Source organism: Pseudomonas sp. 14A (assembly GCF_018132745.1).
Classification (GTDB): domain Bacteria; phylum Pseudomonadota; class Gammaproteobacteria; order Pseudomonadales; family Pseudomonadaceae; genus Aquipseudomonas; species Aquipseudomonas mercuritolerans.
This window is the reverse complement of the sequence record NZ_JAGRQJ010000010.1, coordinates 230,974-256,653: the sequence shown is the minus strand read 5'-3', so window position 1 is coordinate 256,653 and position 25,680 is coordinate 230,974. Positions and strand designations below refer to the sequence as shown.

Annotated in this window: 20 protein-coding genes and 2 riboswitches; of the genes, 7 read left to right on the top strand and 13 right to left on the bottom strand. The window is 60.1% G+C overall.

Features of this window, described 5'->3' with window-relative positions; all coding sequences use genetic code 11:
* Positions 1–28: 28 nt before the first annotated feature.
* From PS14A_RS11270 to PS14A_RS11240, 7 genes are all read right to left on the bottom strand, one after another.
* The gene (locus PS14A_RS11270; protein WP_212616187.1) at positions 29–1,243 is read right to left on the bottom strand and encodes an amino acid deaminase; all 1,215 of its coding nucleotides are present in this window, start codon (positions 1,241–1,243) and stop codon (positions 29–31) included.
* A gap of 38 nt (positions 1,244–1,281) precedes the next feature.
* On the bottom strand, positions 1,282–2,046 hold the full coding sequence (locus PS14A_RS11265; RefSeq protein ID WP_110646502.1) for an IclR family transcriptional regulator: 765 nt from the start codon (positions 2,044–2,046) through the stop codon (positions 1,282–1,284).
* Positions 2,047–2,256: 210 nt separating this feature from the next.
* Positions 2,257–2,643: a RidA family protein gene (locus PS14A_RS11260; protein ID WP_130911291.1), complete on the bottom strand. Its 387-nt coding sequence runs from the start codon at positions 2,641–2,643 to the stop codon at positions 2,257–2,259.
* A 31-nt stretch (positions 2,644–2,674) separates the two neighbouring features.
* A complete protein-coding gene (locus PS14A_RS11255; RefSeq protein WP_130911292.1) occupies positions 2,675–3,466 on the bottom strand; it encodes an amino acid ABC transporter ATP-binding protein in 792 nt (263 codons plus the stop codon).
* Positions 3,463–4,125 (bottom strand): amino acid ABC transporter permease, encoded by a 663-nt coding sequence (locus PS14A_RS11250; protein WP_212616186.1) that lies wholly within the window; start codon positions 4,123–4,125, stop codon positions 3,463–3,465. Before PS14A_RS11250 ends, PS14A_RS11255 begins: the two co-directional genes overlap by 4 nt.
* A gap of 9 nt (positions 4,126–4,134) precedes the next feature.
* Complete coding sequence (locus PS14A_RS11245; protein WP_024012746.1) at positions 4,135–4,797, bottom strand: amino acid ABC transporter permease; 663 nt, start codon at positions 4,795–4,797, stop codon at positions 4,135–4,137.
* Positions 4,798–4,848: 51 nt separating this feature from the next.
* Positions 4,849–5,697 (bottom strand): transporter substrate-binding domain-containing protein, encoded by an 849-nt coding sequence (locus PS14A_RS11240; RefSeq protein ID WP_016774493.1) that lies wholly within the window; start codon positions 5,695–5,697, stop codon positions 4,849–4,851.
* 458 nt (positions 5,698–6,155) lie between these two features.
* Between PS14A_RS11240 and PS14A_RS11235 the strand changes: the two genes are divergently transcribed.
* Positions 6,156–6,587, top strand: a complete 432-nt coding sequence (locus tag PS14A_RS11235) for a thioredoxin family protein (RefSeq protein ID WP_137213441.1) — start codon at positions 6,156–6,158, stop codon at positions 6,585–6,587.
* Between the two features lie 115 nt (positions 6,588–6,702).
* Positions 6,703–7,779, top strand: a complete 1,077-nt coding sequence (locus tag PS14A_RS11230) for a GGDEF domain-containing protein (RefSeq protein WP_212616185.1) — start codon at positions 6,703–6,705, stop codon at positions 7,777–7,779.
* A gap of 35 nt (positions 7,780–7,814) precedes the next feature.
* On the opposite strand, the gene PS14A_RS11225 is transcribed toward PS14A_RS11230, so the two are convergent.
* From PS14A_RS11225 to cobW, 5 genes are all read right to left on the bottom strand, one after another.
* A complete protein-coding gene (locus tag PS14A_RS11225) occupies positions 7,815–9,374 on the bottom strand; it encodes a TerC family protein (RefSeq protein ID WP_130911296.1) in 1,560 nt (519 codons plus the stop codon).
* 357 nt (positions 9,375–9,731) lie between these two features.
* Positions 9,732–10,424, bottom strand: a complete 693-nt coding sequence (locus PS14A_RS11220; RefSeq protein ID WP_249121272.1) for a VWA domain-containing protein — start codon at positions 10,422–10,424, stop codon at positions 9,732–9,734.
* Positions 10,397–11,407, bottom strand: a complete 1,011-nt coding sequence (locus PS14A_RS11215) for an AAA family ATPase (RefSeq protein WP_212616183.1) — start codon at positions 11,405–11,407, stop codon at positions 10,397–10,399. Before PS14A_RS11215 ends, PS14A_RS11220 begins: the two co-directional genes overlap by 28 nt.
* A gap of 216 nt (positions 11,408–11,623) precedes the next feature.
* A complete protein-coding gene (cobN, locus tag PS14A_RS11210) occupies positions 11,624–15,472 on the bottom strand; it encodes a cobaltochelatase subunit CobN (protein WP_212616182.1) in 3,849 nt (1,282 codons plus the stop codon).
* Between the two features lie 3 nt (positions 15,473–15,475).
* Entirely contained in the window at positions 15,476–16,540 is a 1,065-nt protein-coding gene (cobW, locus tag PS14A_RS11205; protein WP_249121250.1) for a cobalamin biosynthesis protein CobW, read from the bottom strand.
* Positions 16,541–16,638: 98 nt separating this feature from the next.
* A riboswitch (cobalamin riboswitch) is annotated at positions 16,639–16,851 on the bottom strand.
* Positions 16,852–17,693: 842 nt separating this feature from the next.
* A riboswitch (cobalamin riboswitch) is annotated at positions 17,694–17,913 on the top strand.
* 122 nt (positions 17,914–18,035) lie between these two features.
* On the opposite strand from cobW, the gene PS14A_RS11200 reads away from it, so the two are divergent.
* The 4 genes from PS14A_RS11200 (at position 18,036) to cobM (ending at position 20,180) form a co-directional block, all read left to right on the top strand.
* Complete coding sequence (locus tag PS14A_RS11200; RefSeq protein ID WP_137213437.1) at positions 18,036–18,233, top strand: CbtB domain-containing protein; 198 nt, start codon at positions 18,036–18,038, stop codon at positions 18,231–18,233.
* An 11-nt stretch (positions 18,234–18,244) separates the two neighbouring features.
* Positions 18,245–18,946 (top strand): CbtA family protein, encoded by a 702-nt coding sequence (locus tag PS14A_RS11195; RefSeq protein WP_212616181.1) that lies wholly within the window; start codon positions 18,245–18,247, stop codon positions 18,944–18,946.
* The gene (locus PS14A_RS11190) at positions 18,943–19,356 is read left to right on the top strand and encodes a cobalamin biosynthesis protein (RefSeq protein WP_130911562.1); all 414 of its coding nucleotides are present in this window, start codon (positions 18,943–18,945) and stop codon (positions 19,354–19,356) included. The genes PS14A_RS11195 and PS14A_RS11190 overlap by 4 nt, the downstream gene beginning before the upstream one ends.
* Before the next feature lie 77 nt (positions 19,357–19,433).
* Positions 19,434–20,180 carry a precorrin-4 C(11)-methyltransferase gene (cobM, locus tag PS14A_RS11185; RefSeq protein WP_130911563.1) on the top strand — a complete coding sequence of 249 codons (747 nt, stop codon included), beginning with the start codon at positions 19,434–19,436 and terminating at the stop codon, positions 20,178–20,180.
* A 139-nt stretch (positions 20,181–20,319) separates the two neighbouring features.
* Here the strand turns inward: cobM and nfuA are convergent, their stop codons facing one another.
* The gene (gene nfuA / locus PS14A_RS11180) at positions 20,320–20,904 is read right to left on the bottom strand and encodes a Fe-S biogenesis protein NfuA (RefSeq protein ID WP_003225494.1); all 585 of its coding nucleotides are present in this window, start codon (positions 20,902–20,904) and stop codon (positions 20,320–20,322) included.
* A gap of 266 nt (positions 20,905–21,170) precedes the next feature.
* Here nfuA and PS14A_RS11175 point away from each other — a divergent pair, with 266 nt between their 5' ends.
* Entirely contained in the window at positions 21,171–25,637 is a 4,467-nt protein-coding gene (locus PS14A_RS11175; protein WP_212616180.1) for an SET domain-containing protein, read from the top strand.
* Positions 25,638–25,680 lie beyond the last annotated feature (43 nt).

The following is a 25,680-nucleotide window of genomic DNA, read 5'->3' as shown; positions in this document are numbered from 1 at the left end:
AATAGCCGCCGCAACGCAATCTCAAGCCTTAGAAACAAGTCTCCATGGTCTCGATGACCGCCAACTGCTCATCCACCAGTAACCCTACCCGCCACTTGTCAAACGTCAGACATGGATGCGACGTACCAAAGGAAATGATGTCGCCGACCCGCAACTCGACACCCGGCGCTACGGTCATGAACGCGTGCTGATCCATCACCGCTGTGACCTTGCACGCACCGATATCATCCCCCGCCGCCGGCACCACGCCGGCCTTGTAGCGCAACAACGGCACCGGCAAACCGGCATCGAAGGCGACGTCGCGCTTGCCCAGGGCGATCACCGCAAAACCCGGTTCCGGCAGCGACTGCACGTGGGCCCAGACTTCCAGCGCCGGGCGCAGGCCTTCGTGCAGGTCGCTGCGACGGTCGAGCACGCAGCACTGCGCCTCTTTGTAGATGCCATGGTCGTGCGCCACGTAACTGCCCGGGCGCAACACACTGAGGAAACGGCCAGCGGCGTTCTGGGTTTCGAAGGATTCGGCGATCAGGTCATACCAGGCCGAACCCGACGCAGTGATGATCGGTTTGGCGATGGCAAAGGCGCCGCTGTCCTGCAACTGCACCGCCAGGCGCACCAGCGACGCGGCGAACTCACGAATGCCACTGACCGCATGATCGCCATGAATCACGCCTTCGTAACCTTCGATGCCGGTCAGGGCCAGCGCCGGTTGCGCATCGATGGCCTTGGCCAGCTCGATGACTTCCTGCTCGCTGCGGCAACCGCAACGGCCGCCAATCACGCCGTATTCGATCATCACGTTGAGCTTCACTCCCCGCGAAGCGAAGTAAGCCCCAAGGTCGGCGACGTTGTCCGGGTGATCGACCATGCAATAGAAATCGAACGTCGGATCGGCGAGCAGATCGGCAATCAACGCCATGTTCGGCGTGCCGACCAACTGGTTGGCCATCAATACCCGGCGCACGCCGTGGGCATAAGCGGCGCGGGTCTGGGCGGCGCTGGCGAGGGTGATTCCCCAAGCGCCGGCGTCGAGCTGGCGCTTGAACAATGCCGGAGTCATGCTGGTTTTGCCGTGAGGCGCCAGTTCGGCGCCGCTGTCGCTGACGAATTTCTGCATCCAGCGAATGTTGTGCTCCAGCGCCTCGCGGTGCAGCACCAGCGCCGGCAGGCTGACGTCGCGGGTCAGTTGCGCGCCGATGGCGGCGTCGCCTTTTTCTACGGCAGAGTTGATGGCAGTGGTCATGATCCAATCCTCACAGTCGCGGCCGCAGGCAGCCGCGGTTATTCGTTGATCCGCCGGGCGAGGCTGTTGGCGCTCTCGATCAATACCCGGCGATAGTCGTTGTAATTGTTTTTCGCATCGGCCCGAGGGGCGACGATGCACAGGGTACAAATGGCCACGCCTTGCGGGTCTTTGACCGGCGCGGCGAAGCAATGGGTGAAGGTGTCGGCGACGCTGTCGAAGGAGAAGAAACCATCGCTGCCGGCCTGACGAATCTCCGCCAGAAAGCGTTCCAGCGGCAGGCGTTCGCCGTCGGGCAGGATGTAGTCATCCTCGTCGATCAGATCGATGATTTGTTGATCGCTCAAATGCGCGAGAAGCAGACGCCCGGAAGCCGTCCACGGGATCGGCGCGTTTTCGCCGATGTCGGACGAGATGCGGAAATGCCGCTCGCCTTCTTTCATCAACGCCACGGTGTATTTGCGCCCGTTGAGCAGGCACATCTGCGCAGTTTCACGGGTCTGGCTGACGATCTCCTGCAAAGCGTGATCGGCCTCGCGGCTGAGGTCGAAATGCCGCAGATGCGCCTGACCAAGGAAGTACAACTGGCGGCCAAGGTAGACGTGGCCATCCTTGCCCACCGGCTCCAGAATCCGTCGCTCCAGCAAGGACGCGACCAGTTCGTAGACCGTCGATTTCGGACTGCCGATGCCGTTGGCAATGTCATTGGGGCGCAGGGGCTGGCCGATTTCCTTGAGAAAATCGAGGATATCGAACGCCCGGTCCAGACCGCGTGCCCGGCGCTTGATGGTGTCTTCGGTCATGTCAGTGGTTTCCATTCAAAGTCGCCGGATGGTAACTGGCCCTTGATGCCATGTCAGTGACATTGCTGCCCTCACCCCCCGCCCTCTCCCAAAGGGAGAGGGAGCCTGATCGTGTCAATGCATAAATCACTGATAAACGCTGACTCTGCATCGATAAAGATCAGTTCCCTCTCCCTCCGGGAGAGGGCTAGGGTGAGGGGAAAGCTTCACTCAGATCTTCTTGTAGGCAATGCAGTCGATCTCAACCTTGCAATCAACCATCATGCTCGCCTGCACACAGGCGCGCGCCGGGGCGTGTTCGGGTTTGAAATACTCGGCGAAGACCTTGTTGAAACTGCTGAAATCCCGTGGATCGTCCAGCCAGACGCCAGCGCGGACCACATCCTCTAGGCCATAACCAGCCTCTTCGAGAATGGCGATCAGGTTCTTCATGGTCTGGTGGGTCTGTTCGACGATGCCGCCAACGATGATCTCGCCATCCACCGCCGGAACCTGGCCGGACACATGCAGCCAGCCATCCGCTTCAACTGCGCGGGCGAATGGACGAGGCTGGCCGCCGGCGGCGGTGCTGCCGGTGCCGTAACGCGTAATGCTCATGGGTGTTTCTCCTGATTGCAAAAGTACAGATTCAAAACCGCGTGCTCTTGAGAAATTCCGCCAGACGCGGCGATTGCGGGCGTTCGAACAGTTCCTTGGGAGGTCCCTGCTCTTCGATCCGCCCTTGATTCATGAAAACGATCTTGTCCGAGACCTCGAAAGCGAAACGCATTTCGTGGGTCACCAGCAACATGGTCATGCCGTCCTCGGCCAGGCCCTTGATCACGTTGAGCACCTCGCCGACCAGCTCCGGGTCGAGGGCCGAGGTGACTTCGTCGAAGAGCATCAAACTCGGGTTCATCGCAATGGCCCGGGCAATCGCCACGCGCTGTTGCTGACCGCCGGACAACTGGCCGGGAAAGTGATTGCGCCGCTCCAACAGGCCGACGCGCTCCAGCCATTTTTCCGCAAGCACTACGGCTTCATCCTTGTGCATCTTTTTCACCTTGAGCAGGCCCAAGGTGACGTTCTGCAAAGCGGTCAGGTGCGGGAACAGGTTGAATTGCTGGAAGGCCATGCCGGTCATCGCACGATGGCGGGCAATAACCTTTTCCGCATGGCGCACACGTTTACCGTTGACCTCGTCGTAGCCGATGGACTCGCCGTCGAGCAGGATCTGCCCGCCCTGAAACTCTTCAAGCATGTTCACGCAACGCAGCAGCGTGGTTTTGCCCGAACCGCTGGAGCCGATCAGCGTGACGACGTTGCCGCGCTGCATGCTCAGGTCGACACCCTTGAGCACTTCCACCGCGCCGTACTGTTTGTGCAGGCCGCGAATGTCCAGCAATGCCTGATTCTGTGAAGCAACTTGAGCTTGAGTCATGGCAGGGCCACCCGCTTTTCAATGTGCCGGCCGAGTAATTCGATGCCGTAGTTGATGACGAAGAACAGAAAACCGGCGAACAGGTAGAACTCCAGGGTCATGAAGTTCCGGGCGATGACCTGTTGCGTGCTGAGCAGCAATTCGGCGACGCCTATCACCGAAAGCAAGGTCGAAGCCTTGACGATCTCGGTGGACGAGTTGACCCAGGTCGGCAGGATCTGCCGCAATGCCTGAGGCAACAGGACGTAGCCGAGGGATTGGTAGAACGTCAGGCCGATGGCTTTCCCCGCCTCCATCTGCCCGCGCGGCAAGGCTTGCAGCGCGCCACGGACGATCTCGGCAACGTGCGAGCCGCAAAACAGCGTCAGGCCCAGGGCGCCGGCCTGAAACGCGCTGATCTGCCAACCGAGCGCCGGCGCCATATAAAAGCAGGCCAGCACCAATACAAACACTGGCGTGCCGCGAATCAGATCGACGTACAGACGAAACGGCGCGCGCATCCAGAATCTGCCGTAAGTCAGCACCAGACCGGCAACCACGCCGAGCATGGTGCCCAGGACAATGGCCAGTGCCGAAACCTGCACACTGGTCAGAAAGCCCTGCCACAACGGCTCGCGCGCGACCCACAATTCATGTAACCAACTGGGAGATTGGTACATCGCAGCCTCCTATCGGCGGATCGCCAGACGCTGCTCGAGATAACGCAGCAGCATGGCAATGAGGTAACAGGCCGCGACATACAACGCCGTGGTCACCAGCCAGGTTTCAATCACCCGGTAGCTTTCGACGTTGATCTTGCGCGCGTAATAGGTCAGCTCCGGCACCGCAATCGCGGCCGCCAGTGAGGTGTCCTTGAACAGCGAAATGAAGTTGTTCGACAACGCCGGCAGCACGTTGCGCAGCATCACCGGCACGGTGACGTAAGCCTTGACCTGCCATTCACCGAGACCGATTGCCAGCCCGGCTTCGCGCTGGCCTTTGGGAATGCTCAACAAGCCGCCACGGAACACTTCGGTCAGGTACGCGCCGGCATACAGCGACAGGGTGATGATGAACGACGGGATCTTGTCCAGACGAATCCCGAGACTCGGCAGTGCAAAGTAGATCAACAGAATCAAAACCAGAATTGGCGTGTTGCGCACTACCGTGACGTACACCGAGGCCAGCACCCGCAAGGCGCGATGCTTCGACAGCAAGGCAAACGCCATCAGCAGGCCGATCACGCAGCCGATGGCGATCGACACCAGCGCCAGCTGCAAGCCCAGACCGAGCCCCGCCAGCAAGGTGTCGAAATCGCGCCATACGGCGGCAAAGTTCAACTGATAGTTCATGGTCAGCAGTACCTTGAGCGGGGCGACGGTCATCGCCCCACTCTCACGGGATCATTTGAATTCGACTGGGAAACCGATCGCGGGCGACGGCAGATCTACACCGAACCATTGTTTGAACGAAGCGGCATAGGTCGGGAATTCAACCCCGGTCATGGCTTCATGCAGCGCGGTGTTGACGAAGTTCAGCCAATCCTGATCGCCACGTTTGACGGCGCAGGCGTAAGTCTGCGGGCTCCAGGCGTAGCTTGGGCTGCGGTAGCGGCCCGGGTTCTGCACCATCAGGTATTTGACCGACGACTGATCGGTAGCGGCGGCATCGGCGCGACCGGAGTTCACCGCCTGGTACATCAGGTCAACGCTGTCGTACTGATCGACCTTGGCCTTGGGCAATGCCTGATGCACCAGTTCTTCCGCGTAGACGTTCTGCAGCACCGCAACGGTGACGTCATCGCCCGCCGCCTGCAGGTCTTCGATTTCCTTGTACTTGCTGTTGTTCGGCAACAGCAGGCCAACACCTTCGCGGTAGTACGGCAGGGTGAACGCGACTTGCTGTGCGCGGCTGGCGGTGACGGTGATGAACTGGCAGCTCATGTCGACCTTGTCGGTCAGCAGATTGGGAATCCGCGCATCGGACGACTGCACCACGAACTCGACCTTGCTCGGGTCGTTGAACAGCCCTTTGGCCACGATCCTGGCGATGTCGATATCAAAACCCTGCAACTTGCCGTCCGCGCCCTGAAAGTGCCACGGCGCATTGGTGCTGCCGGTGCCCACGATCAACTTGCCACGGGCGAGAACACTGTCGAGCTTGCTGTCGGCAGCCTGGGCCAGGCCCATGACCGAGGAAGAAGCCGCAAGAACAAAAACACACGCTTTGAACAACGAAGGACGGCGATGCATGGCAAGCACTCCATAATTGTGTTTATTCCGCTATACCGGAACACGGTTTGTTACTACGGAATAGACAGCAGAAAGTGTGCCACAGGAATCTCGCGAAATCTGTAACTGCTTTGAATGCTATTGGAATCAACAAGATATGGTTCGTGGACCAAAGGGTTTGGCCCGAACTAGAACGAAGAAAATAGCTGACACAGCCATTAAAGGGGAAATGCGTTCCCAACTTGGGTCAGATCGCGCCGTTGTGGTGCGAATCAGGGTGACAGTTGAACAAGACCCGGTATCAGCGCTTTAGCGCCTGCCTGTAGACATCCCCACCCTGCCGTTTCCCGACGGCTATCACCGTCACGACAGCACTTCTCGTGTTTACGCACCCCACCTGTAATTTCTGACAGTAGACCGCGACACCCCTGCTCCTTTAACGTCAAGGTGCCTACCCGCTCGTTGAAAAGGATCCTTCGATGAACGCTACAAACACAACTTCCGCGCTGGACCCGGTTTACCGCAAAGCCCTGAAAACCTGGCGTCCGGTCATTCTGTATTTCGCCAATGAACACTGCCCTGCGTGCGAATGGGCCGGGCCGATCTTTCGGCAGATTGCCGAGCCTTACCGACTGCGCGCCAACATCTATATGCTCAACACCAGCCAATCGCCCAAGCACCCGAACGTCACGGGCACGCCAACAGTGCTGTTCTATAAAAACGGCAGGCTGCTGAAAAAGCTCAAAGGTATCGGCACCGAGGAAACCCTGGCGAAGGATATGGCCCGGCATGTCGGCAGAACGAAGGCGCCCGCAGCGCCACGCAAACATCACCATGATCTGGCATGGCTGAGGCGGACGCTCAGTTCATTGCGCACGGTCTCGCGTTCGCGCCACCGGCTTCTGCGCTGAACCCGACCGGGATTGGACAACCCGCGGTCTGCCTGCTTTGCTGTTGAGCGAACACATTGCGCGCCGCCCGCCGGTTCGGGTGGTTGCCAGGATCGGCGCAGACAGCGGGATAAGCATGTTCGAAACCATTGAAGCGCAAGCGTTGAAGGAAACCGCGTCTGACAAGTTGAGGGAAGAGTTTCTCCAGCGCGAATTCGAACGGCTCAAACCGTTCAGCCTGTTGATCTATGTGGTCAGCATTTTCATGTGGCTACTGTTTGATCTGATCGTCAGTTTTCTCGGCGGCCAGGGTTTCACGTGGCGCTCGATGGCGTTTCTCGCTGGTTTCGCGCTGTTGACGGTGGTGCTCGGCTTCACTCGCAGAGCCAGTCATTTCGATGTGCTCACCTTGCTTCTGGTTCTGGGATTGACCGTCGGTGTGCGAATGATCGTCGACGGCCTCGCGCCTGCTTCGCACAGCTTGTGGCTGGTGCTGGCAGCAGCGAGCATGTTGTACAGCGTGTCGGTACTGCCGCTGCGGCGCTGGGCGTTCTTTGCGGTACAAGTTGTGATCTGGGTGATCCTCAACCCGTTTCTCGCCACCACTACCGAAATCACTGAACTGCGCGGCGTCCTGACTGCCTGCTACAGCGTGTTCCTCTGCGCACTCACGGTGTACACCTTTTTGAAGTTCCGTGAGGCCAAGCTGAACAACTACCTGATGTCGCGGTTACTGCTGGAGCAGGCCTATAACGACCCGCTGACGCAGATTCCCAACCGGCGCTCGTTCATGACCCACGCAGGGCAACGGCTGCTGGCAAGCCCGCGCGAGCGCGATCATTACCTGATGATGATCGACATCGACAACTTCAAGAAGGTCAACGATACCTACGGGCATGACATCGGTGATGAGGTGCTCATTCGCGTCGCGGCCGATATCAAGGCAGTGATGGTTGCGTTTGACTACGCGCGTATGGGCGGTGAGGAGTTCGCGATCTATCTGGCGGGAGTGCGGCGCGAGGATGTTGAAAGCCTTGCCACGCAACTGTGCCAGTCAGTGCGTGAACAGCCCACCCAGCACCCGGTCACCATCAGCATCGGCATTACCCGGGTGGCTGAGGGTGACTCGTTGAATCAGGCGCTGATCAAGGCGGATGCGGCGTTGTACGAATCAAAGCATACGGGCAAGGACCGCTTCACTTTTCATCAGTAACAAGCGCAGCGACCGCTGCGCCATTCCGCGAATGCTCAAGCCACCTCACGCTCCAGCAACACCCGCGTCACCCGTCGCTCTTCAACCGCTTTGACGGTCAATTGCCAGCCCTCGTATTCCAGCCGATCACCGGTCATCGGCAACCGATCCAGCAGACTCATGACCAACCCGGCCATGGTCTGATAATCCTCGGTCGGCTCGGCATCGAAGCCGGTACGCTGGCGTACACGAGCCAAGGGCAGCGCGCCGCTGACCAGAAACCCGCCGCGCTCTTCGACCACATCAGGGCCTTCGATTTCACTGGCATCGGGCAACTCACCGGCGATCGATTCGAGGATGTCGGTCATGGTCAGCACGCCGACAAAATCGCCGAACTCATTGACCACGAAGGCAATGTGCGTCGATGCCGCGCGCATCTGCTCCAGGGCATTGAGGATCGAGTAACTGTCGAGCAGATTGACGGTCTTGCGTGCCAGATGCTCCAGGTTCGGCTCGTTGCCGGCCAGATACTCCTTGAGCAATTCCTTCTTGTGTACGAAGCCCAGCGGCTCATCCACCGCGCCATCGCGAATCAACGGCAAGCGCGAGTACGACGAATGCATCAGCTTGGTGCGAATGGTTTCGGCATCATCGGCAAGATCAATCAGGTCAACGTCGGCGCGCACCGTCATCAGGTTGCGAATCGGCCGCTCCGCCAGTTGCAGCACACCGCTGATCATCACCCGTTCACGACGGTCGAACAGCTCGGCCACCGGCGCTTCACCGTTGTCCAGCAGGTCGGAGATTTCCTCGCCGACCTCCTCCACCGCCAGCTTGCGCCCACCGAGCAGACGCATCACCGCATGGGCTGTGCGCTCGCGCATCGGGCGCACGCCCTGCATCGAACGCTTGCGCCGAGCCCGGGCGATCTGGTTGAAGACTTCGATGAGGATCGAGAAACCGATAGCCGCGTACAGGTAACCTTTCGGGATATGGAAGCCCAGACCTTCTGCGGTCAGGGCAAAACCGATCATCATCAGGAAGCCCAGACACAGCATGATCACGGTCGGATGCGCGTTGACGAAGCGGGTCAGCGGCTTGCTGGCAACGATCATCAGGCCGATGGAAATGATCACGGCGATCATCATCACCGCCAGTTCATCGACCATGCCCACGGCGGTAATCACCGCGTCGAGGGAGAACACCGCGTCGAGCACCACAATCTGCGCCACGATTGGCCAGAACAATGCGTAGGTCGTGTTGGTCGAGCGCTCGCCGACGTGGCCTTCGAGGCGCTCATGCAACTCCATCGTCGCCTTGAACAACAGGAACACGCCACCGAACAGCATGATCAGGTCGCGGCCGGAGAAGCTCTTGTCGAACACCTCGAACAACGGCTGCGTGAGCGTAACCAGCCAGGAAATGCTCGCCAACAGGCCCAGGCGCATGATCAGCGCCAGGGACAGACCGATGATCCGCGCGCGATCACGCTGATGCGGCGGCAGTTTGTCGGCAAGAATTGCGATGAACACCAGGTTGTCAATACCCAGTACCAGTTCCAGCACGATCAGAGTCAACAGGCCTAACCAGGCCGTGGGATCCGCTAACCATTCCATAAAACGTCTCGATCTCTCTTCAGTGAATTCAGGCGGCCAGACACGGCGAAGTGCAACGCGGAGGCTCAAGAGCCGCGTTATCAACCATAGTCGGGAGTCGGAAGACGGGGTGCTGCGAAAGAATCAAGACCGCGCAACGTTGCGCTGGAGAGTGCTGACTGGGAGGCTCCGAGAGGGTGTTCATGTAAATCCTGAATGAAAAATGGCCTTGGAGCGTACAGGGTCGGCTGGCCTGCTCCACAGCGGTAAATCATTTCAAAATCTGTATAAATGACCTTGATCGCAGACTTTCAGCGTTGCTGAAGAAGCCTTCGCCAGCAGGCTCGCTCCCACAAGGTTTGAGCGGCGCGGCGGATTTCAGCGCAGACCCAGCTCATCGATATGCTGATACTGCGCTTGCAGCGCGGTCGCCAGATCCTTCGCCCGGCCCAGTCGAATCGGCCCGCGCTCAATGTCGATCAGCAATCCCGGACACGCCAGCACTGGCAACGCCGACAGTTCTTTCACGCGACCATCGGTCACGATCAGGCAGCGTTGCTGTTCGGCAGAAAAGCGCTTGCGTCGCAGCGTCAGCCATTGCTGCGCCTGCTCCAGTGCCGCGAGCAACGGTGTTCCGCCAGCGGCGCCCAGACTGTCGAGCCAGACACGCAGACCGCTAGAGGCCTTCAAGCCTTGCACCTGCCATTGCGGCGCAGCACCGCTGGCCGTCAGCAAGGCCAGCCGCGCCCGCTGGTGGTAAGCATCGTCGAACAACTGCGCGAGCAGGCCCTTGGCGTCGCTCAAGGCCTGATGGCGACGGGTCGAAGCCGACGCGTCGACGATCACCAGCCAGACTTCATGGGGCGAGCGGGTGCGCTGTTGAAACAGCAGATCGGCGCGGCGCTGGGGGCGGCCATTGAGCAGCGTGCCCGGCCAGTTCACCGATCCGCTGCTGGCTACGTGCCGCTGGCCCTGGCGGCCATTATCGAGTTGTCCGGCACGGGGTCTGGCATTCGCCCCCGCGTCGGATCGGGGGCGAATGCCTAGGGCTTTTTTGCCAGTGGCGGCCAGCTCGGAACTTCGCGGCGGGCACCGGTGGCTTGCGCCGTCGCCGGCATTTCGCCCCACTGGCCCTGCCCTTCGCTGGGCTTGCTGTCTGCGCCTGACGGAGATTGCGCTTGTGGCTCCGCGCCGGCCAAGGGCTGCTCGCGACGGCGATGGCGCAGGGCAAATTCGGCCACCGCGTCGATATCCTCATCAGCAATCGCATCCGCGCCACGCCACGCGGCATGGGCGCGAGCTGCGCGCAACCACACCAGATCGGCACGCAAGCCATCGACGCCAGCAGCGAAACAACGCTCGGTAATCAACGCCAATGCCGCGTCATCCAGTGGGATGGCTGCCAAACGCTCGCGGGCGCTTTCACAGCGCGAACGCAGGATGTGTTGCTCGCTCGCCCACTGCGCGCAAAACCCTTGTGGATCGCTGTCGAAATCCAGCCGCCGGCGAATGATCTGTCCGCGTTCGGCGGGCGCGGTGTGGCCGCTGAGAGCAACGTTCAAGCCGAAGCGGTCAAGCAGTTGCGGCCGCAGCTCGCCCTCTTCCGGGTTCATGGTGCCGATCAGGACGAATTTGGCCGAATGCCGATGGGAAATGCCGTCACGCTCGATCAGATTGGTACCGCTGGCGGCGACATCGAGCAGCAGGTCGACCAAGTGATCGGGCAGCAGATTGACCTCGTCGACGTACAGAACGCCACCGTCAGCCTTGGCCAGCACGCCGGGCGAAAACTGCGCGCGACCGTCGCTCAGGGCAGCGTCGAGGTCGAGGGTGCCCACCAGCCGCTCTTCGGTAGCGCCCAACGGCAAAGTGACAAACTGGCCGCTGGCGAGCAGATCCGCCAGGCCCCTCGCCAGCGTCGACTTGGCCATGCCGCGCGGACCTTCGATGAGTACGCCGCCGATTTTCGGGTCAATGGCGGTCAGGCACAGGGCTAGCTTCAGGTCATTGGCGCCGACCACGGCGGAGAGTGGGAAATGCGGGGTGTCGGTCATGGGTTTCTCTTTCGTGGTCGTGGATGGTCATGACGTTGTGGTGTGTCAGTTGTTGCCCTCACCCTAGCCCTCTCCCAGAGGGAGAGGGAACAGACCGTGATGGCCTCTCGAGTTCTGTCGACGTGATGCATCGGGTCGACGCAAATTTCGACAGCGCTAGAGATCGGCTCCCTCTCCCTCCGGGAGAGGGCCGGGGTGAGGGCAGCTTTTTAGCGGCTACATATCTTCCTCGATATCCAATAGCAAATTCTCCAGCGCCTCTTTATAAGCCCCAGGCTCCTGCCACATCCCGCGCTGCTGCGCTTCGAGCATGCGTTCGGTCATGTCGCGCAACGCGTGGGGATTATGTTCACGAACAAAATCCCGGGTCGCCGGATCGAGCAAATATGCCTCCGCCAGCAACGCGTACTGATGGTCATCAATCAACTGCGTAGTCGCATCGAAGGCGAACAGATTATCAACCGTCGCCGCCAGTTCGAACGCGCCTTTGTAGCCGTGACGCTTGATGCCGTCGATCCACTTCGGATTCGCCGCGCGCGAGCGCACCACGCGATTGAGCTCTTCCTTCAAAGTACGAATCTTCGGCAGATCCGGCTGGCTGTGATCGCAGTGATAACTGGCCGCCGCTTCGCCGCGCAGCGTCTCCACCGCAGCGAGCATGCCGCCCTGGAACTGGTAGTAATCGTTGGAATCGAGCAAGTCATGCTCGCGGTTGTCCTGGTTTTGCAGAACTGCCTGTACCTGGCTCAGGCGCTGGCTGAACTGCTCGCGGGCAGCCGTGCCCTCGTCGGCGCCGCCGTAAGCGTAGGCGCCCCAGTTCAGGTAAACCTCGGCGAGGTCTTCGCGGGTCTGCCACAAACGCCCGTCAATCGCGCCTTGCACTCCGGCGCCATACGCCCCCGGTTTCGCGCCGAAGATGCGCCACCCGGCCTGACGCCGCGCGGTATCTTCATCGACGCCCGACTGCAACAGCGCCTGGCGTTCGGCGCGCACCTTGGCGGCCAATGGGTTCAAGTCGTCCGGCTCGTCCAGCGCGGCCACCGCTTGCACGGCGGCGTCGAACAGGCGGATGAGATTGGCAAACGCATCACGGAAAAACCCCGAAACGCGCAGCGTCACGTCGACTCTTGGACGATCGAGCAGACTCAGCGGCAGAATCTCGAAATCATCCACACGCTGACTGCCCGTGGCCCAGACCGGACGCACGCCCATCAGCGCCATGGCCTGGGCGATGTCGTCGCCGCCGGTGCGCATGGTTGCGGTGCCCCAGACCGACAGGCCGAGCTGGCGCAAGTGATCGCCGTGATCCTGCAAGTGTCGTTCGAGAATCAGCGTTGCCGACTGGAATCCGATGCGCCACGCGGTGGTGGTCGGCAGGTTGCGAACGTCCACCGAATAGAAATTACGACCGGTGGGCAACACATCGAGACGACCACGGCTCGGAGCACCGCTGGGGCCGGCGGGGACGAAGCGACCGCTGAGGGCGTCAAGCAGACCGCGCATTTCGGCCGGGCCACAAGCGTCGAGGCGTGGGGCGACGACTTCGCGCAGATGCTCGAGTATCGAATCAACCTCGGCCCACCCTGACCCTTGTGGGAGCGAGCCTGCTCGCGAAGGCGTCGGGTCAGACAACTGTTCTTTTACTGACACACCGCTTTCGCGAGCAGGCTCGCTCCCACAGGGGACATTCAGTGCTTGGGAGATCAGGTCTGCGGCAAACAATTCGAGGCGTTCGCGGGTGTCGCCGGCGGTGCGCCAGACTTCTTCGCTGATGGCCTGCAACTCGGTCGGACGCAGGCCGCTCCACGGATCGGCCAAGGCGCAATCCAGCGGATCAAAACCGAGAGCAAACGCTTTGGCCAGTGCTCGCAACAGACTCGACTGCGCGCCCTTGCCGTCACCGCGCGGGATGCGCAGCAACGCCAGCAAGGTGTCGATACGCAAGCGCCCGCTCGGCGATTCGCCAAAGATGTGCAATCCATCGCGAATCTGCGATTCCTTCAGATCGCACAGATAAGTGTCCAGACGCGGCAACCAGATCGCCGCATCGGCATCGCTGTCCAGCGCTGCGTCCAGTTGCAGTTCCCTGTCGATCTGCGTGTCCCGCACCAGTTGCAGAATGTCGCGCTGCAACTCGCGGGCACGGCGCGGATCGAGCAGTTGCGCCTCGTAATACTCGTCGGCCAGCAACTCCAGATTGCGCAGCGGTCCGTAGGTTTCGGCGCGGGTCAGTGGCGGCATTAGGTGGTCGATGATCACCGCTTGCGTGCGGCGTTTGGCCTGAGCGCCCTCGCCCGGATCGTTGACGATAAACGGATAGATATTCGGCAGCGGCCCGAGCAGCGCGTCCGGCCAGCAATTCTCCGAAAGGCCGACGCCTTTGCCCGGCAACCATTCGAGATTGCCATGCTTGCCGACGTGGATCACGCCGTGAGCGCCGTAGGTGTTGCGCAACCAGAAATAGAACGCTAGATAACCGTGCGGCGGAACCAGATCCGGGTCGTGGTACACCGCGCTCGGATCGACCTGATAACCGCGGGCGGGCTGGATGCCGACAAAGGTCAGACCGAAACGCAGACCGGCGATCATCAAGCGACCGTCGCGACACATCGGATCGTTGTGTGGCGATCCCCAACGCTCGAGTACCGCGGCGCGATTCGCTTCCGGCAACGCATTGAACATTGCCAGGTAATCGTCCATCGCCAGGCTCTGCTGGCACGGGCGCAAGTCGAGACTGTCGAGGTCGTTGCTGACACCGCCGAGCAGTTGCTGGATCAGTTCGGTGCCGCTGTCGGGCAACTCGGCCGTGATCGGATAACCTTCGGCACGCAATGCGCGGAGGATATTCAGCGCCGCCGCCGGCGTATCGAGGCCGACGCCATTGCCGATGCGGCCGTCGCGGGTCGGGTAGTTGGCGAGGATCAGCGCGATGCGTTTTTCGCCGTTCGGCACGCGTGCCAAAGCTACCCAGCGCCGCGCCAGTTCGGCGACGAAATCCATGCGTTCGGGCTGGGCGCGGTAGCAGACCACATCGGACTGGCTGCGCTCGCTGCGCCAGGCCAGATCCTTGAAGCTGATCGGCCGGCTGATGATGCGCCCGTCAAGCTCCGGCAAAGCAATGTGCATCGCCAGATCACGCGGCCCGAGACCCTGTTCGCTGTCGCGCCAGCCGGGTTCGTTGTCCTGTGCGCAGATCGCTTGAATCACCGGGATGTTGCGGCGAAACGGGCGCAGATGCGGCGCCTCGGGACTCGATTGGGCAAAACCGGTGGTGTTGAGAATCACCCCCGCCTCGACTTCATCCAGCCAGTCCTCGACCACCGACAGACAACCGGGCTCTTTCAGACTGGCCACCGCGATCGGCAGCGGATTGAGTCCGGCTGCCTGCAAACGCTGGCAGAACACATCGATGAACGCTGTGTTCGCCGCCTGCAAATGCGAGCGATAAAACAACAGCGCCGCCACGGGTTGATCGGGCAGCCATTCGGCCTGCCAGTCACTCAGGGCGGCGCTGTTTTTCTGTGGGTGATAAATCGCCGTGCGCGGCAGGGTTTGCGGCTCGCTCCACGGGTAATCGCGGGCGAACCATTGGTTGCCCAGGCAACGGAAGAAATCCAGTGCATTGCCCATGCCGCCCTGACGCAGGAATTGCCAGAGTCGATCGCGTGCTTCGGCGCTGACCGTGCTCAAGTCGCTGAGCTCGGGGTCCGGGCGGTCATCGCCGGGCACCAGAATCAGTTGCACGCCGCGCTCCGACAACTCCACCAGCCGCTCGACGCCGTAGCGCCAATAGGCAATGCCGCCATGCAGGGAGATCAGAATGACCTTGGCGTGGCGCAGCACTTCGTCGACATACAGATCGACCGAGGCATGATTCTGCACCTGCATCGGATTGGCCAGGCGCAGGCTCGGGTAGTCATCCGGCAATTGCTGCGCAGCCTCGGCGAGCAGCGCCAGGCTGGAATCGCCGCTGCACAGGATCACCAGCTCGGCGGGGGTTTGTCCGAGGTCGGCAATGTTGTCGTCCGAGACGAATCCGCCGGGCTGGGTCCGGAGCAGGTGCATGGCTTAAACGCTGAGCGCAGCGCGCAATTGCGCTTCAAGTTGTGTGGCATCGAGTTCCTGACCGATCAGCACCAGACGCGTGACGCGCGCTTCTTCGGCGCCCCACTGACGGTCGAAATGCTTGTCGAAACGCGTGCCCACGCCCTGGATCAACAGGCGCATCGGCTTGTTCGGAATCGCCGCGAAACCTTTGACCCGCAGGATGCCGTGCTGCACCACCAATTGCGTCAGCGCGTCGAGCAGCAGGCTTTCGTCGGCTTGCGGAAGTTCGATGGAGATCGAATCGAAGGCGTCGTGATCGTGATCGTCGTCATCACCGTCGTGGTGATGATCGTGGTGACTGTGGCGGCTGTCGATATGCTCTTCGGAGCCGGCACCGAGGCCGATCAACACGTCAAGCGGCAGACGACCGTTGCTGGCTTCGATGATTTTGACTGCCGGCGGCAGCTCTTCGGCGACTTCAGCGCGCACGCGAGCCAGATCTTCCGCGCTGGTCTGGTCGGCTTTGTTGAGGATGACCAGATCAGCACTGGCCAGTTGATCGGCGAACAACTCGTGCAGCGGCGACTCGTGATCAAGGTTCGGATCGAGTTTGCGCTGGGCGTCGACCTGATCCGGGAACGCTGCGAAGGTGCCAGCAGCGACGGCCGGGCTGTCGACCACGGTGATCACCGCATCAACGGTGCAGGCACTGCGAATTTCCGGCCACTGGAAGGCTTGCACCAGCGGTTTTGGCAGGGCCAGGCCCGAGGTTTCAATAAGGATGTGGTCGAGATCGCCGCGACGGGCAACCAGTTCGCGCATTACCGGGAAGAATTCTTCCTGCACCGTGCAGCACAGGCAGCCGTTGGCCAGCTCATAAACGCGGCCGCTGGCCTCTTCTTCGGTGCAGCCGATGGTGCATTGCTTGAGGATTTCACCGTCGATGCCGAGCTCGCCAAACTCGTTGACGATCACCGCGATGCGCCGGCCCTGAGCGTTGTCGAGCATGTGCCGCAGCAGCGTGGTTTTGCCCGAACCGAGGAAACCGGTGACGATGGTGACGGGGAGTTTGGCCAGTGTTTTCATCGGTATGCCCTTTGGCAAGCGGCGGGCATACGGGACGAGAACCGGCAGCGCGCGTGCACGCCGGAAGCATTCGCCACCGGATCACCCCGCCCGGTTGTAGTGAGAATCTGTGACGAGGCAGGTCTCCTGGCTGACGGCGTTCAGGCGCGGGGCCTGGCGTTCATTGCGCCTTCCCGCTGGCTCATCGATTGAGCTGGCAGTGGCGTGGCAACGAACATCACCGTTCACAGTTGCGGGGGCAGCCGCGGCTTTGACCGCGTTCCCTTCTTAGCTTCGGCAAGTGCCGAAGAACCTCGAAAGCGCAAGGCTACGCATGGGTCCGTCGTGGGTCAATGGTCGGTGAGTCTGAAACTGGGGGTATATCCGTTGCTGCGGTAACGGCTTCCTATGGTTTCGCTCTTACAGCGAGTCCCTTTTTCAAACGCCGGAGTGCCGGCCCAGCAAAAAGGAACCAAAAGGCTTTGCCCCGGCGTACGGCCCGCTCGCTGGGGCTCGGGGTACCTTCGTTACGGGACCGATCCCGTAACGAAGCCTGCCGAAGGGGCAAAAGATCAAGAGCCAGAGCAAAAGCCCCTCACCCTAGCCCTCTCCCGGAGGGAGAGGGGACTGACCGAGGTGTTCAGGCGAAATACGCCGACTTGCGATATCGAGTCGAATGCAGATTCTGAAAAGCCCGCAAATCGGCTCCCTCTCCCTCGGGAGAGGGCTGGGGTGAGGGGCGAATCCAACACAGATCCAAAGCAGACCACACGCTTTTCACCACTCAACAATGAGCGCAAGCTCGAGTACCGCTTTTGATCTTGATCCACCGGCGACGTCGGAAGGCTGAGCGGAGGGATTGATCCGGGGGTGGGAGCGCAGCGACCGTTCGACGAAGTCGAACACAGCGGAAGGAGGTGCAGCGAAGCAAACCGTAGCCGCTGCGCCCGGATCAGTCCCGCAGCGAAGGAACCCGAGCCTGCGAGGGCCGAACGCAGGAGCAAGCCTTTTTGGGTACTTTTTCGGCGTTTGGAAAAAGTGCCTCGCCGTAAGGGCGAAACCGTAATCAGCAACACCCGCAGCAACGGATATACACACAAAAACATCAGAAAAACACCCCCACCGCAGCACCAAAAACGCCCGGAAATTGACTAAAAACCCAAACCCATGTTCTCCTGCCCACCTTGTTACGGGTGCCCTTCACAGGGTGAAACGGGAAACCGGTGAATCATGTGCTTTACTCAAAGCCATGTCAGTCCGGTGCTGCCCCCGCAACGGTAAGCGAGCGAAGCGTCAGATCCACTGTGCCCCGGCATGGGAAGGTGACGCTTGCAGGTCGGCGCCAAGCCAACCCCTCGCAAGCCCGGAGACCGGCCCGCAACACCCAGCGCGCGCAAGCGTCGCTGACCACAAACAAACCCGCGGTGGGCGGGCGCTGTTCGAAATCCCTGCGTGCCCGGCTCGCAGGGATTTTCCTGCGCTCTATTCACCCGCTGACATTTCAGAGGGAAGCGCTATGTCGATCACCAGCAATACCGTCAGCCACACTGACCACATTTCCAGCAGCACCACCTTGGGCCAACGCGTGGCCGCCGCCCTCTTCGCCTCGATCCTCGGTGCCAGTCTGGTCTGGTTCGCCGGTTTCTCGCACATCGAAGCGGTGCACAACGCCGCTCACGATACCCGCCACAGCGCCGCATTCCCGTGCCACTGAGGCCTGCCGAGATGATCAAGCGTATCGCGCAAACCGCAGGGTTCACCGGCTTGTTGGCCGCACTGCTCCTGACCCTGCTGCAGAGTTTCTGGGTTTCGCCACTGATTCTGCAGGCCGAAACCTTCGAGAAATCCGAACCGGTCGCCGAAGTTCACCAACACGCTGCCGGCACCGCGGCGCACAGCCATGATGGCGAAGCCTGGGAGCCGGAAGATGGCTGGCAGCGTGTGGCCTCGACCACTGGCGGTAATCTGGTGGTGGCGGTGGGTTTCGCCCTGATGCTCGCCGGCCTGTATACCCTGCGCGCGCCAACCAAGACCTCGCAAGGGCTACTCTGGGGTCTGGCCGGTTACGCGACGTTCGTTCTCGCGCCGACCTTGGGCCTGCCACCTGAATTGCCGGGCACTGCGGCTGCCGATCTGGCATCGCGGCAGATCTGGTGGATCGGCACCGCCGCTTCGACCGCGGTTGGCCTGGCACTGATTGCCTTCAGCCGCCACTGGTTGATGAAGCTTCTCGGTGTCGCGATTCTTGCGGTACCGCACGTGATCGGCGCGCCGCAACCGCAGGTGCATTCCATGCTTGCTCCAGAGGCATTGGAAACCCAGTTCAAAATCGCTTCGCAGCTGACCAACGTCGCGTTCTGGCTGGCTCTTGGCCTGATCAGTGCGTGGTTGTTCCGCCGCAAAAGCGCAGAGCAATATCAGGCATGACCGATGACCGCGCAGCGCCGACCTTCGTGGTCGGCTTCGGCTGCCAGCGTGGCTGCCCGGCCAGTACGCTGCGTGCACTACTCGATCAGGCGTTGCAGGCACACCGCATCGAACTGCGAGCAGTCAAGGCTTTGGCCAGTATCGACCTCAAGCGCGACGAACCGGGGTTGCTGGAACTGGCCAGACAATTGAACCTGCCCCTGCAGTATTTCAACAGTGCAGAGCTGGCGCCCTTCCAGCAGCGCCTCAGCCATCAATCGCAGATCGCCTTTGAGCGCACCGGTTGCTACGGCGTGGCGGAAAGCGCCGCGCTGGCGCTGGCCGAGCTACTGATTCAGGCGCCGGCGAAGCTAATGATTCCGCGGCAGAAATATGCGCAGGCCACACTGGCATTGGCCGGCGCTGCATAAACCTCGATAATCCCCGCCATCGATCATGAGCACGCTTCATCTGCAGTGGGGCTGCGCCTCTTCACAAGGATTCAACGATGACCGTTTACTTCATCGGCGCTGGCCCAGGCGATCCGGAACTCATCACCGTCAAAGGCCAACGGCTGATTCGCAGCTGCCCGGTGATCATTTATGCCGGTTCGCTGGTACCCGCAGCGGTGCTGGAAGGTCACCAGGCCGAAATCGTGTTCAACAGCGCTGAACTGCACTTGGAACAGATCATCGATCTGATCAAGGCTGCCCATACCAAAGGCCAGGATGTCGCCCGCGTGCATTCCGGTGATCCAAGTCTGTATGGCGCGATTGGCGAGCAGATTCGCTATTTGCGTGAGCTGGACATTCCTTTCGAAATCGTTCCGGGCGTCACGGCCACAGCGGCATGCGCAGCGCTGCTGGGTGCCGAGCTGACCCTGCCGGACATTTCGCAAAGCGTGATCCTGACCCGTTACGCCGACAAGACCGCCATGCCGGCCGGCGAGGAACTGGCCAGTCTGGCGCAGCATGGCGCGACCATGGCGATTCATCTGGGGGTCAATCATCTGCAAAAGATACTGGTTGAATTGTTGCCGCATTACGGTGCGGATTGTCCGATTGCGGTGATTCACCGGGCAACGTGGCCGGATCAGGATTGGGTGGTGGGAACATTGGCGGACATTGCCGCAAAGGTCGAGGCCAAAGGGTTTCGGCGCACGGCGCTGATTCTGGTCGGACGGGTGCTGGGCAGCGAGGTGTTCAGCGAGTCTTCGTTGTATCGCGCCGGGCATGCGCATCTTTATCGCCCTTGAAGACGCCTTCGCGAGCAGGCTCCCACAGGTGATTGCATTTCATTGTGGGAGCGAGCCTGCTCGCGAATCGGGCGGCAAAAGTTGCCCATAAAAAAACGGCGCTCACGGGGCGCCGTTTTTCATATTCGCAGCGAACGCCTTAGTAGTAAGCGTTTTCTTTCTGCGTGTGGTCGGTCACGTCGCGAACGCCCTTGAGCTCCGGAATGCGCTCGAGCAATGTGCGCTCGATGCCTTCCTTCAAGGTTACGTCAGCCTGGCCGCAGCCCTGGCAACCACCACCAAACTGCAACACAGCGATGCCGTCCTCGACCACATCGATCAGGCTGACCTGACCGCCGTGGCTGGCCAGCCCCGGGTTGATCTCGGTTTGCAGGTAATAGTTGATGCGCTCGTTGACCGGGCTGTCGGCGTTGACCATCGGCACTTTGGCATTCGGTGCCTTGATGGTCAGCTGGCCGCCCATGCGGTCGGTGGCATAGTCGACAACGGCATCGTCAAGAAACGCTTCGCTGAACGAGTCGATGTACGCGGTGAAGCTTTTCAGCCCCAGCGCCGTATCTTCAGGCTTCTCTTCGCCCGGCTTGCAGTAGGCAATGCAGGTTTCGGCGTACTGGGTGCCAGGCTGGGTGATGAAGACACGGATGCCGATGCCCGGGGTGTTCTGCTTGGAGAGCAGATCGGCCAGGTAATCATGGGCGGCGTCGGTAATGGTAATAGCGGTCATAAAAACTCCTCGCAGGCTTGGGCGCAGTTTACGCCAATCAGCGCGCGGGACAAAGTCCCAGTATTTTTGTCGGAAAACGCCCGTCTTGTCGCCTCGGACGGCGTTCTCCCGCCCCGCCGGTACTGCGCCTGGACGTCCATGCTGCGTTAACAACCGGATACCAAACGACCCGCGGCATATATATATGTATATCTCCCCCTGTTCCCCTCCTCCTTATATTCGTTGCCTTCGACTATTTGCCAGCCGCTCTCATTCAAAGGCCTCAAATGACTACAGGGTTATCCACGTTCTACAACAAGACACCGCCGCGCAGGCTCCAGGATCTCAATCATCTGATCGATTACCTGCACGCGCTCATCGGCGACAACTTCAATACTGATGCCAGCCAGCTCTACTATCATCCGCCTGTCGGCTCTGAATTGGGCCGCGAGTGCAAGGAAGCGTTTCGTGTTTTACGAAAGCTGGAAGAAGATGAAGACTTCATAACCGACCTTTGCAAACCGAAGAAGCCTGACCATTCGCCCTTGGGCAACGACTTTCTCTACGACTTCGTGTCCTTCCAGATCAGTTCCACCCGAACACCAACCCCTGTACCGGCGGAAGTCTTCACCATTGCCGGGCATTCGGTAACGTTAAGAGATGTCCCGACGTATTGGTCCATCGATGTCGATGTCTTGCTGGATATTCACCGCAAGGTCGGCAATGGCTTGAAAAGCGACGGCTCCGTGCGTTTCGATCTGGTTCTCGCCTACTACTCGCTTGTCCCTTCGCGCCCCGCCGCTTTCGCCGATTGGCAGCGGTTGCTGCACAATCTCGTCGAGCACCGTGCGTTGTGGCTGCTGGGGCATCAGGGGCATATCAGTGACCTTGAGCATTTGCTCGGAGCTGCTGGCGATGAAACGATCATGCAGGTTGTCCGCCAGATCGAAGCCGAAACGTCACGGTGTCTGTTGGCCAATGTCGTACCGCTGACACTCAATACCAAACTTGAAGCCTTCGCAAAAACCACACCCATAGCGCTACTGGAAACCATTCTGCAATCGGCACACAACCAGCAATTGGCTCAACGGATTGCCACAGGACTGAACTGGTACGGCGCAGAGCAAAACCAGAACTGTCCGACCAGCGTCTTGACGAAGTTATTGTGGCGCGCGCTCTGGTTGACCGTGAAGCCAGACCCGCACGGTATCTATCAGAACGAATTGCAGATACTGATCGAATCGGGTTGTGCTTATTCGTCGATCCACAAGTCGCTGATCAAACACTTTCAGCGGTCACTTGCCGTTGACCGGTCACTTGCTCTGTTGGCGGTAGCCATCCTCAAAAGTCATGTCGCCTGTGAAGCGTGGGTTCAGGATATTCCCGACGATCTGCCGTACGCGACATCCAGCACATGGGTCAATTTCAAAAGCGGTTTTATCCTCGCCGAATCCATCGCGCCCGGTTCATCCCGACACATGACATTCGAACAATTGCTCAACCTGCCGGCGGAGCATCATCGAACGTATGCGGATGATGTCGAGCAACAGCGACTGGTCGCCGCCGCAAAAATCCGCCCGACAGTGCAATGGGCAGCAGCAATGGGTTTGTTCGGAATGCGTCACGACGCCCACCCGATCAGCGAAATAGAACTCGCGTTGAGCACACTGGAACAGCATGAGCAAACGATGGCTGCTGCCACGACAAATCTGGCGCTCACCCCGCCGAGCCGTTTCAGGTATGAATCCGAAGCCGCGTTCGATGAAGCGTTTCATGCCTGGCTGAGTACTCCACGCGCCGCTTACAAAACCCTGATCAAAGCATTGTTGGCGCAATACCTGCCCGCATGCCGCGGCCATCTTGAGACGGACGAGGTGACTGTCTATTCGTTGCGGCTGCCCCTTCACGATACGCAGGTCGAACATGAGAACAAGGCAGACACCGACGCGGTTCGTGCCCGCTGCGGGTTCATTCTGCGAATGATCAATCCGACCTACCCGACAAAATCCCGCTACATCGAAGTCTTCCCTCGCGCGGGTGTAGTGCGCCTGCGCAGCGACATCCAGTCGCTGCGCATTGGCGGAGAGATCAAGGTAGAAAAGATCGGTTCCAGCAGCCGCACCAGCCGAGGCTCGTTCAGAAAAGGTACCGAACTGCCATTTGACTGGGAAGCCTATCGCGACGGCTCGAAGCCCAGAGACCAACAGCATGCGACGTTGATTGTGGAACAGGTCGGCGACACGTTTGCCGCTGTGCCCATTGAGCAACGCTCCCCCGACGTGGCTGCACGCACCCGGCCTTTCGCTGCCAATAATCTCACCTCTGCCCGGGCCGACGCGTTGGCCGGCATGATCGCCCGAGAGCTGTTTTTCAAAGATGAATCGGCATTGCTCGAGCAGACTCGCAAAGCCACCCGCAGCATGGATATCGGCAGAGATTTCCTTGAGGATCTGACGTTCTGGGGAAAAATGTTCGTGCCCTTCTGGGGTTCCATCGACGATCTGACCTCCGGCGACCCCAAGCGCATCGAGAGCGGCGGCCTTGGTCTGTTCACCGACATCGTTTCCTTTGCCCTGCCCATTGGCAAATACATTGCCGGCTGTACCCGCTTGGCGACCCAGGCTGGCAAGATCGGCATCCGTCTGGCCCTGCCCAGGTTCACCAGCCTGACCCGAACTCTGGTGATCTCGGTGATTCAGGAAGTCAATCCACTGGATTCGGTGCTCTCACTGCTCAGGCTAGGCCGATTCACCCTGCGCAAGATTGGCGCAGCGACAATGCATCAGGCGCGCCGGGCGGTGGCACATCTGCGTGATGGAACGATTGCCGCGCACCATCTGATGGCCGTCGACCCCAGCAGCTGGGTACCGCGCCAGCCTGGCGACCGGCTTTGCACAGTCGAGGGGATTGCCAATATTCCCATGCGCAACGTCGGCAGCGTCGACGCGGTGGATTATCGGCTGATCGACGCGTTGTCAGGCCAGGCTTTTGGCCCGCGCTATCGCGAACCGCTGACGGTGGTAAGCAACAACAGCCCCCTGCTGCGCCGCTATGCCGTCGAACCGCAGTGGATTTCCGGGCTGAAAGCTGATTCGCGGGGCATATTCTTTCGACCGGAGTACAACCAGAAATTCATCTGCAACGTCGATGAGCAAGGCACCATCGCCGTCTATCAGATACGGGAAAACTCCTACGGATTTATCAACGAAACCGCGCAGACCGGGGAAAACAGCTTCTCTGTCGTGTTGGTCAACCCAAAGAACAACCGCGACCTGTCGATCAATCTGTCGTCAGTCAGACCCGGCCATTGGTACACCAACGAAATCAGGATGAGAGGCGGAGCGCCCGACGGCCCAGGCGAAGTAACGCCGCTGATTCTCAAGCAATGGTCGCAGTTCAGCGAACTGGCGCTGGGCAAAGCCATAGAGGATTTCGCGAAACAGCACCGGCTGAATCGGGCGGATCTTCAGCAATACGTTCATGCGCAAGGGCAATTGACGCCTCTCGGGCAACAAGTCTTGGACCGGGCCGATACTGCAAGGACGGCGGTTACCTTCGAAAACCTCGATCGCTGGCGTGCGCTGCCGCAGCAAGACCGCAACAGCCTTACCCGGGAAGGGTTTGCCGCACAGCATAATCTGGACCCCAAGGAATTCATCGCCCACGTTGAAACCGACGGCAGTTTCAAAGCGCGAGGAAAAGTACTGGAAAAGTACGCAAGCAACCAAGTATTCACTCCTTTGGAGCCCAGACATCTTGAGCAATGGCAGAGGCGCTTCAACGCAACCCGGTCTGCGAGCTCAATGAACTCCTTCATTGAAGAGAACAATCTCAATCCAGTGCTCTGGTCGACCTATGTCAATGATCGCGGGGTATTGCGCAGTGCGGTAAGCGAGTGCCTGGCGTTGATGGGGCTATCCGGCTCGGATGTATTGCTCGCGCGTAAAACACTTCCCCGCGGGACAGCGATAAAATCCGTCCCCGTGCAGTCTTCTCTGCCGACAACACGCAAAAGCACAAGGACAGCATCGCAAGCTACGGCTGGTACTTCCAAACGTGCCCGAATCGAAAATGCACCTGCAGACGATGCTGCAGGCGAAGATCTGACACCGTCATTGGGGCACAAGATCAATAACAACGCGCCCATTCTGCAAGACCCGACAGACCTCAGAGTCAGTCTGACGCACAAGCTGGAAGGCGCTATCGAAAAAATCGAGATCACCGATAGCAACCGGTTTTTCGCGCACCTTTCAGAGACCCGGGCCAAAACTCTGGCCCGGGACATGACTGAGGACATCCACGAATGGATCGAGGAAGAGGGACGGCATCACCACAGGTTGAGCGAGCGTTTCGAGCTCAGACGGCCAGTCGATGGCCCGGAACGGGGTTTGTCAGTGTTCGCCAAAGTCGAGATCAATCCTTATGAAGTGCTGGGGCCCTACAGCGGCAAACTGCACCGCACCGTCAGATCGCTAGACGCAGAAATACTCGAAAAATCCAATTTGCAAGTCAGGACATTTTCGTATGGAACCAAAACCAAAAACGCCACTGTCAGTGGTCATGGCAACAGCAACATCTTGAGCATGATCAACGCCCCCGAAGTCCCCGGTGCCGCCAGGACAGGCACTGAGAACGTAGGCGCGATTTACGTCGGCAAATACATGGTTTTTCTGGTCGCCTGGGAAAAGATTCCGGCAGGCACCGAGCTGTTGCTTGATTACGGCCCCGCTTATTGGCCAACATTGACGCCCTGAACGCGGTAGTCCGGACCGCTGAGGCTCGGGCGCTGGAAGGAAT

Bases quoted from the DNA above. Each gene is read 5' to 3' on its own strand.
- PS14A_RS11195 (WP_212616181.1), top strand. From the start codon at position 18,245: ATGATCAAGCGTATCGCGCAAACCGCAGGGTTCACCGGCTTGTTGGCC.
- PS14A_RS11230 (WP_212616185.1), top strand. From the start codon at position 6,703: ATGTTCGAAACCATTGAAGCGCAAGCGTTGAAGGAAACCGCGTCTGAC.
- PS14A_RS11255 (WP_130911292.1), bottom strand. From the start codon at position 3,466: ATGACTCAAGCTCAAGTTGCTTCACAGAATCAGGCATTGCTGGACATT.
- PS14A_RS11215 (WP_212616183.1), bottom strand. From the start codon at position 11,407: ATGACCGACACCCCGCATTTCCCACTCTCCGCCGTGGTCGGCGCCAAT.
- PS14A_RS11200 (WP_137213437.1), top strand. From the start codon at position 18,036: ATGTCGATCACCAGCAATACCGTCAGCCACACTGACCACATTTCCAGC.
- PS14A_RS11250 (WP_212616186.1), bottom strand. From the start codon at position 4,125: ATGTACCAATCTCCCAGTTGGTTACATGAATTGTGGGTCGCGCGCGAG.
- PS14A_RS11175 (WP_212616180.1), top strand. From the start codon at position 21,171: ATGACTACAGGGTTATCCACGTTCTACAACAAGACACCGCCGCGCAGG.
- PS14A_RS11270 (WP_212616187.1), bottom strand. From the start codon at position 1,243: ATGACCACTGCCATCAACTCTGCCGTAGAAAAAGGCGACGCCGCCATC.
- cobN (WP_212616182.1), bottom strand. From the start codon at position 15,472: ATGCACCTGCTCCGGACCCAGCCCGGCGGATTCGTCTCGGACGACAAC.
- PS14A_RS11190 (WP_130911562.1), top strand. From the start codon at position 18,943: ATGACCGATGACCGCGCAGCGCCGACCTTCGTGGTCGGCTTCGGCTGC.
- PS14A_RS11225 (WP_130911296.1), bottom strand. From the start codon at position 9,374: ATGGAATGGTTAGCGGATCCCACGGCCTGGTTAGGCCTGTTGACTCTG.
- cobM (WP_130911563.1), top strand. From the start codon at position 19,434: ATGACCGTTTACTTCATCGGCGCTGGCCCAGGCGATCCGGAACTCATC.
- PS14A_RS11260 (WP_130911291.1), bottom strand. From the start codon at position 2,643: ATGAGCATTACGCGTTACGGCACCGGCAGCACCGCCGCCGGCGGCCAG.
- PS14A_RS11265 (WP_110646502.1), bottom strand. From the start codon at position 2,046: ATGACCGAAGACACCATCAAGCGCCGGGCACGCGGTCTGGACCGGGCG.
- cobW (WP_249121250.1), bottom strand. From the start codon at position 16,540: ATGAAAACACTGGCCAAACTCCCCGTCACCATCGTCACCGGTTTCCTC.
- PS14A_RS11240 (WP_016774493.1), bottom strand. From the start codon at position 5,697: ATGCATCGCCGTCCTTCGTTGTTCAAAGCGTGTGTTTTTGTTCTTGCG.
- nfuA (WP_003225494.1), bottom strand. From the start codon at position 20,904: ATGACCGCTATTACCATTACCGACGCCGCCCATGATTACCTGGCCGAT.
- PS14A_RS11235 (WP_137213441.1), top strand. From the start codon at position 6,156: ATGAACGCTACAAACACAACTTCCGCGCTGGACCCGGTTTACCGCAAA.
- PS14A_RS11245 (WP_024012746.1), bottom strand. From the start codon at position 4,797: ATGAACTATCAGTTGAACTTTGCCGCCGTATGGCGCGATTTCGACACC.